This window comes from Mycobacterium sp., assembly GCF_044342925.1.
Taxonomy (GTDB): domain Bacteria; phylum Actinomycetota; class Actinomycetes; order Mycobacteriales; family Mycobacteriaceae; genus Mycobacterium.
In genome coordinates, this window is record NZ_JBIIOV010000170.1 from 1 (window position 1) to 6,980 (window position 6,980).

A 6,980-nucleotide genomic window follows, 5' to 3' on the forward strand; every position below is an offset into this window, starting at 1 on the left:
AACGACCTGTCGGCCAAGGTGGTCGAGCGTGATCCGGAGGCCACCGCGCCCCCGGGTGTCGTCTACACCGTGCCGCCGTCCGCCGCGGAATTGGTGCCGGCCGTTGCGCCGTCGACCAGCACATCCCCGTCGGCCAGCACATCGCCGTCGAGCACGTCGTCCTCAAGCCCTGTGACGACGCCGACGACCTCCACCACCCCGGCCGCACCGACGACCTCGGCACCGCCGTCGACGACGCCATCGAGCCCGGGTTCCACGTCGGCGACAACCCAGCCCAGCAGTCCCGCATCGAGCGCTCCGTCGTCGACCGCGCCGTCGGAAACGACACCGGCACCGTCCACCTCGGTGGCCCCGCAGACTCAGAACCAGCCGGCGACGACACCGACCAGTGCGGTGCCAAGTACCGCTGCCGACAGCACCACGGCCGCGCCGGTCCAGCAATCGGCGGCCCCGGCGGCTCCGACTACGACGCCGGCCGCTCCACCACCGTCGGTGGCGGCGACAGGCCCGGAGGCTCCAGCCACACCGGCGGCCCCGACCAGCGCCGCTGCGCCGACGGCGCAGATGGCTCCCGAGCCGGTGGAATCGCTGCCGTCAGCAGCGGTCACAACGACGGTGCTGGTCCCGGTTCCGGCCGGTTAATCAACGCGAAGAGTCAGCGCGAGCCGTCGTGTCGAGCGGCTGACGCCAGTCAGCGCGAGCCGTCGTAGTAGTCCGATGTCGCCTCGTTCAACGAGGCGTCGGCATAGCCGCGGCAGTAATCCCAGGTGACGTAGGCGTCCGGCTCCGGATCGTAGGCCGGCTCGTGCGGCCGGACGGTTCCGTCGATCAGGAGCTGAAGCAGGTTGGCGCGCAACATGTCCCAGTCGTGATAGTGGTCGGAGCTGCAGTCATCGCAGCACACCACCAAACCGCGGATTCCCTTGTTGGCCAGCAATGCCTCATACACCGCGAGATCGGCCAGATCTGCCTCGACCGCGGCGCGTTCCTGCGGGTCCAACGGCTGACCGGGCTCCAGAGCGTCCAGCGCCGCCGACGGGTCACACGGATCGTCAGCAAACGGATCCGGCGGCAGGCCTGGTGGCAGGTGGTCGCGCACGCTTCCACATTACGCGAGCGGATTCCCGCACGCGCCGCGAAACCCTGGCCGCTCAACCGCCAGGCCGGGCCGCCTTCTGGGCCCCGCACGCCCTCTGATCGCTGCGTGGAAGGAACCTGGCAGCCGAGCCGATAGGATGAGGTACTCGTTTCCGCCCGCTGATGGAGGCCGCGCCGATGTCTATTGCCGAAGGCAGCACCGACCGGATCGACGGGCTCGACGGCCGCTACGGCGGCCCGCTCAACAGCCCGCTGTGGACCGGCGGCGACGATCCCACCAAAATCGCGATGCTGGGACTCACCTTCGACGATGTGCTGCTGTTGCCCGCCGCCTCCGACGTGATCCCCGCGACCGCGGACACTTCCAGCCAACTGACCCGCAAGATCCGGCTGAAGGTGCCGCTGGTCAGTTCGGCGATGGACACCGTCACCGAGGCCCGGATGGCGATCGCGATGGCGCGCGCCGGTGGCATCGGGGTGCTGCACCGCAACCTGTCGATCGTCGAGCAGGCCACCCAGGTGGAGATGGTCAAGCGCTCCGAGGCCGGCATGGTGACCGACCCGGTGACCTGCACCCCGGACAACACCCTGGCCGAAGTCGACGCCCTGTGCGCCCGCTTCCACATCTCCGGACTGCCGGTGGTCGACGGTGACGGCGCCCTGGTCGGCATCATCACCAACCGGGACATGCGCTTCGAAGTCGACATGAACAAGCGGGTCGCCGAAGTCATGACCAAGGCGCCGCTGATCACCGCGCAACAAGGCGTGACCGCCGACGCCGCGCTGGGTCTGCTGCGCCGCCACAAGATCGAGAAACTTCCCATCGTCGACGGGCGCGGCCGGCTCACCGGTCTGATTACCGTCAAGGACTTCGTCAAGACCGAGAAGCATCCGCTTGCCACCAAGGACAGCGACGGGCGCCTGCTGGTCGGCGCGGCCGTCGGTGTCGGCGACGACTCCTGGGACCGCGCCATGGCCCTGGTCGACGCCGGGGTCGACATGCTGGTGGTCGACACCGCGCACGCCCACAACCGCCGGGTGCTCGACATGGTGAGCAAGGTCAAGGGGGAGGTGGGCCACAAAGTCGAGGTGGTCGGCGGCAACGTCGCCACCCGCGGTGCGGCCGCCGCCCTGGTCCAGGCCGGCGCCGACGCGGTCAAAGTCGGTGTCGGTCCCGGGTCGATCTGCACCACCCGGGTGGTCGCCGGGGTCGGGGCACCGCAGATCACCGCGATCCTGGAAGCCGCCGCCGCCTGCACCCCGGCCGGGGTGCCGGTGATCGCCGACGGCGGTCTGCAGTACTCCGGCGACATCGCCAAGGCGCTGGCCGCCGGGGCGTCGACGGCAATGCTCGGCTCGCTGCTGGCCGGCACCGCCGAGTCGCCCGGCGATCTGATCTACGTCAACGGCAAGCAGTTCAAGAGCTACCGCGGGATGGGCTCGCTGGGCGCCATGCAGGGCCGCGGTGAAGCCGGCTCGGTCCGGGGCTCCTTCTCGAAGGATCGCTACTTCCAGGACGACGTGCTCTCCGAGGACAAGCTGGTGCCCGAGGGCATCGAAGGCCGGGTGCCGTTCCGCGGACCGCTGTCCACCGTCACCCACCAGCTGACCGGCGGTTTGCGCGCCGCCATGGGCTACACCGGCTCGGCCACCATCGCCGACCTGCAGCGGGCGCAGTTCGTCCAGATCACCGCGGCGGGTCTCAAGGAGAGCCACCCGCACGACATCACCATGACCGTCGAAGCTCCCAACTACTCGGCCCGGTGACTTGTGCGCGACATGGTTGAAATCGGCATGGGCCGCACCGCCCGCCGCACGTATGAACTCAACGAGATCAACATCGTGCCGTCCCGGCGCACCCGCTCCTCCCAGGACATCTCCACCGCCTGGCAGCTGGACGCCTACCGCTTCGAGATCCCGGTCATCGCCCACCCGACCGACGCCCTGGTGTCGCCGGAGTTCGCCATCGAACTGGGCCGGCTTGGCGGGCTCGGGGTGCTCAACGGCGAGGGGCTGATTGGCCGGCACGCCGACGTCGCGGACAAGATCAGGCAGGTCATCGCCGCCGCCGAGAAAGAAGACGCCGGCTGGTTCGCCGAGTCGCTGCGCTCCTGCCCGCCGGGATCGACCGCCATCCGGCTGCTCCAGCAGCTGCACGCCGCCCCGCTGGATCTGGACCTGCTCGGCGAGGCGGTGGCGCGGGTACGCGACGCCGGGGTGACGACGGCGGTGCGGGTCAGCCCGCAGAACGCACAAGCCCTCACCCCGACGCTGATCGCGGCGGGTATCGAACTGCTGATCATCCAGGGCACCATCATCTCTGCCGAGCGGGTGGTCCGGGGCCGCGACAGCTCCGGGGAGCCGCTGAACCTCAAGACGTTCATCTCCGAACTCGACATCCCGGTGGTGGCCGGCGGCGTCGCCGACCACCGCACCGCCCTGCACCTGATGCGCACCGGCGCCGCGGGCGTGATCGTCGGCTACGGCGCGACGGCGGGGGTGACCACCAGCGACGAGGTGCTCGGCATCAGCGTGCCGATGGCCACCGCCATTGCCGATGCCGCCGCCGCCCGCCGCGACTATCTCGACGAGACCGGCGGCCGCTACGTGCACGTGCTCGCCGACGGCGACATCCACACCTCCGGTGAGCTGGCCAAAGCCATCGCCTGCGGCGCCGACGCCGTGCTGCTGGGCACCCCGCTGGCCGTGGCCGCCGAAGCGCTGGGCTCCGGCTGGTTCTGGCCGGCCGCGGCGGCGCACCCGTCGCTGCCGCGCGGCGGGCTGATGGAAGTCGCGCCGGGGGAGCGGTTGCCGCTTGAGCAGGTTCTCAACGGGCCCTCCGACGATCCGTTCGGGTCGCTGAACCTCGTCGGCGGGTTGCGGCGGTCGATGGCCAAGGCCGGGTACTGCGACCTGAAGGAATTCCAGAAAGTCGGCCTCACCGTCGGAAATTGATCCGTCGTAGACCATAATCTGGGGCCATGGAACCGGATTACGACGTTCTGATCATCGGCTCGGGATTCGGCGGCAGCGTCAGCGCGCTGCGGTTGACCGAGAAGGGTTACAAAGTCGGCGTGGTGGAGGCCGGTCGGCGCTTCGCCGACAAGGAGTTCGCCAAGACCTCGTGGCGGCTGCGCGAGTTCCTGTGGGCGCCCAAACTGGGCTGCTACGGCATCCAGCGGATTCACCTGCTGCGCAACGTGATGATTCTGGCCGGGGCCGGTGTGGGCGGTGGATCGCTGAACTACGCCAACACCCTCTACATCCCGCCGGACCCGTTCTTCAACGACCGGCAGTGGTCGCACATCACCGACTGGCGTTCGGAGCTGATGCCGCACTACGACCAGGCGCAGCGGATGCTCGGGGTGGTCAAAAACCCGACCTTCACCGACGCCGACCGGATCATGAAAGAGGTCGCCGACGAGATGGGCGTCGGCCACACCTACACACCCACACCGGTGGGGGTGTTCTTCGGCGCCGACGGCAAGCAACCCGGCAAGACCGTGCCCGATCCGTACTTCGGCGGGGTGGGCCCGGACCGCACCGGCTGCATCGAGTGCGGTGAGTGCATGACCGGCTGCCGGCACGGCGCCAAAAACACCCTGGTGAAGAACTACCTCGCGCTGGCGGAAAAGGCTGGGGCGCAAGTGCTTCCGATGACGACGGTGACCAGCCTGCAGCAGGGCGGCGACGGCGTCTGGCAGGTCTACACCGTTCGCACCGGACGCTGGGTGCGCACCGATAAGGCGACCTTCACCGCCCGGCACGTCATCTTGGCGGCCGGCACGTACGGCACCCAGAAGCTGCTGTTCGCCATGCGGGACAGCGGAACGTTGCCCGGTCTGTCCGACCGGCTCGGTGTGCTCACCCGCACCAACTCCGAGTCCATCGTCGGCGCCGGACGCTACCGGGCGTCCGACGACCTCGACCTCACCCACGGGGTGGCCATCACCTCCTCGATCCACCCCACCGCCGACACCCACATCGAGCCGTGCCGCTACGGCAAGGGTTCCAACGCGATGGGTCTGCTGCAGACGCTGATGACCAACGGCTCCGGGCCGGAAGGCAGCGACGTGCCGCGGTGGCGGCAACTGCTGCGCACCGCCATCACCAACCCGCGGGGCTTTCTGCGGGTGCTGTCGGTGCACAGGTGGAGCGAACGTTCGGTGATCGCGCTGGTGATGCAGCACCTGGACAACTCGATCACCACCTTCACCACCAAGGGGCTGTTCGGCCGCCGGATGACCAGCAAGCAAGGCCACGGCGAGCCCAACCCGACCTGGATCCCGGTGGGTAATCAGGTGACCCGGCGCATCGCCGAGAAGATCGACGGCGTGGCCGCCGGCACCTGGGGTGAGATGTTCAACATCCCGCTGACCGCGCACTTCCTCGGCGGTGCGGCGATCGGCGACAGCCCCGAGACCGGCGTGATCGACCCCTACCAGCGGGTGTACGGCTACCCGACGCTCCATGTCGCCGACGGCGCCGCCATCTCGGCCAACCTCGGCGTCAACCCGTCGCTGTCCATCACCGCCCAGGCCGAACGCGCCGCCGCGTTGTGGCCCAACAAGGGCGAGCAGGATCAGCGGCCCGCCCAGGGTGCGCCCTACCGCCGGCTGGACCCGGTGCCGCCGCGGCGGCCGGTGGTCCCGGCGGACGCACCCGGCGCCCTGCGCAGCCTGCCGATCGTCGCGATCACGTCCGGCCAGCAGTCTGCGGTCCAGCCACTGCAGCACCCGGCCGAGCACGTGCGGTGATGTGCGGCCGTGGTCGGCAGTGCGGTTCTCAGGGGGACTTAGACTGTCCCGGTGCAAACACCTGACCACTCCGCAGCTCCCCGGCCCGTGCTGGTGGTCGACTTCGGCGCTCAGTACGCCCAGTTGATCGCGCGGCGGGTGCGCGAGGCGCGGGTGTTCTCCGAAGTGATCCCGCACACCGCCGGTATCGAGGAGATCAAGGCCAAGGAGCCGCAGGCCATCGTGCTCTCCGGCGGACCGGCCAGCGTGTACGCCGACGGCGCCCCGCAGCTGGACCCCGCCTTGTTCGATCTGGGCGTGCCGGTGTTCGGCATCTGTTACGGATTCCAGGCCATGGCCGCCGCGCTCGGCGGCACCGTCGAGCGCACCGGAACCAGCGAGTACGGCCGCACCGAGCTCAATGTGTTTGGCGGGCAACTGCATTCGGGGTTGCCAGGTTCTCAGCCGGTCTGGATGAGCCACGGTGACGCGGTGACGGCCGCACCCGAGGGTTTCGAGGTGGTGGCGGCCAGCGCCGGTGCGCCGGTGGCGGCGTTCGAGGACCGCACCCGCAAACTCGCCGGCGTGCAGTACCACCCCGAAGTGCTGCACAGCCCGCACGGCCAGCAGGTGCTCAGCCGGTTCCTGCACGACTTCGCCGGTATCGGGGCGGCCTGGACCCCGGCCAGCATCGCCGGGACCCTCATCGAGGCGGTGCGCGAGCAGATCGGCGACGGCCACGCCATCTGCGGATTGAGTGGGGGAGTGGATTCGGCGGTGGCCGCCGCGCTGGTCCAGCGGGCTATCGGCGATCGACTGACGTGCGTGTTCGTCGACCACGGCCTGCTGCGGGCCGGCGAGCGCGAGCAGGTGCAGCGCGACTTCGTCGCTGCCACTGGGGCCCGACTGGTGACCGTCGACGCCGAGGCGCGATTCCTGGAGGCGCTGTCCGGGGTGACCAACCCCGAGGGCAAGCGCAAGATCATCGGCCGCGAGTTCATCCGGGCGTTCGAGGGCGCGGTGCGCGACGTTGCACGCCCGACGACGATGCGGGGCGCCAGCCCCGAGGAGGAGTCGGGCAATCGGGCCAGCCCGACGACGATGCGGGGCGCCAGCCCCGAGGAGGAGTCGGGCAATCGGGCCAGC

At 69.8% G+C, this 6,980-nt stretch carries 7 protein-coding genes; 4 read left to right on the forward strand and 3 right to left on the reverse strand.

From position 1 onward, the window contains the following. Window positions 1-62 precede the first annotated feature (62 nt). The 3 genes from ADBZ6I_RS14835 to ADBZ6I_RS14845 form a co-directional block, all read right to left on the reverse strand. Complete coding sequence (locus tag ADBZ6I_RS14835; RefSeq protein WP_526385135.1) at window positions 63-341, reverse strand: hypothetical protein; 279 nt, start codon at window positions 339-341, stop codon at window positions 63-65. An 18-nt stretch (window positions 342-359) separates the two neighbouring features. Further along, on the reverse strand, window positions 360-608 hold the full coding sequence (locus ADBZ6I_RS14840) for a hypothetical protein (RefSeq protein ID WP_526385137.1): 249 nt from the start codon (window positions 606-608) through the stop codon (window positions 360-362). Between the two features lie 83 nt (window positions 609-691). Further along, window positions 692-1,099, reverse strand: a complete 408-nt coding sequence (locus tag ADBZ6I_RS14845) for a DUF5319 family protein (RefSeq protein ID WP_526385139.1) — start codon at window positions 1,097-1,099, stop codon at window positions 692-694. 176 nt (window positions 1,100-1,275) lie between these two features. Here ADBZ6I_RS14845 and guaB point away from each other — a divergent pair, with 176 nt between their 5' ends. From guaB to guaA, 4 genes are all read left to right on the forward strand, one after another. Beyond that, on the forward strand, window positions 1,276-2,865 hold the full coding sequence (gene guaB / locus ADBZ6I_RS14850; protein ID WP_526385141.1) for an IMP dehydrogenase: 1,590 nt from the start codon (window positions 1,276-1,278) through the stop codon (window positions 2,863-2,865). Window positions 2,866-2,877: 12 nt separating this feature from the next. After that, a complete protein-coding gene (locus tag ADBZ6I_RS14855; RefSeq protein WP_526385143.1) occupies window positions 2,878-4,053 on the forward strand; it encodes a GuaB3 family IMP dehydrogenase-related protein in 1,176 nt (391 codons plus the stop codon). Between the two features lie 26 nt (window positions 4,054-4,079). Continuing rightward, complete coding sequence (locus ADBZ6I_RS14860) at window positions 4,080-5,855, forward strand: GMC oxidoreductase (protein ID WP_526385145.1); 1,776 nt, start codon at window positions 4,080-4,082, stop codon at window positions 5,853-5,855. 51 nt (window positions 5,856-5,906) lie between these two features. Further along, on the forward strand, window positions 5,907-6,980 hold a 1,074-nt coding region (guaA, locus tag ADBZ6I_RS14865), incomplete at its 3' end, for a glutamine-hydrolyzing GMP synthase (protein ID WP_526385147.1).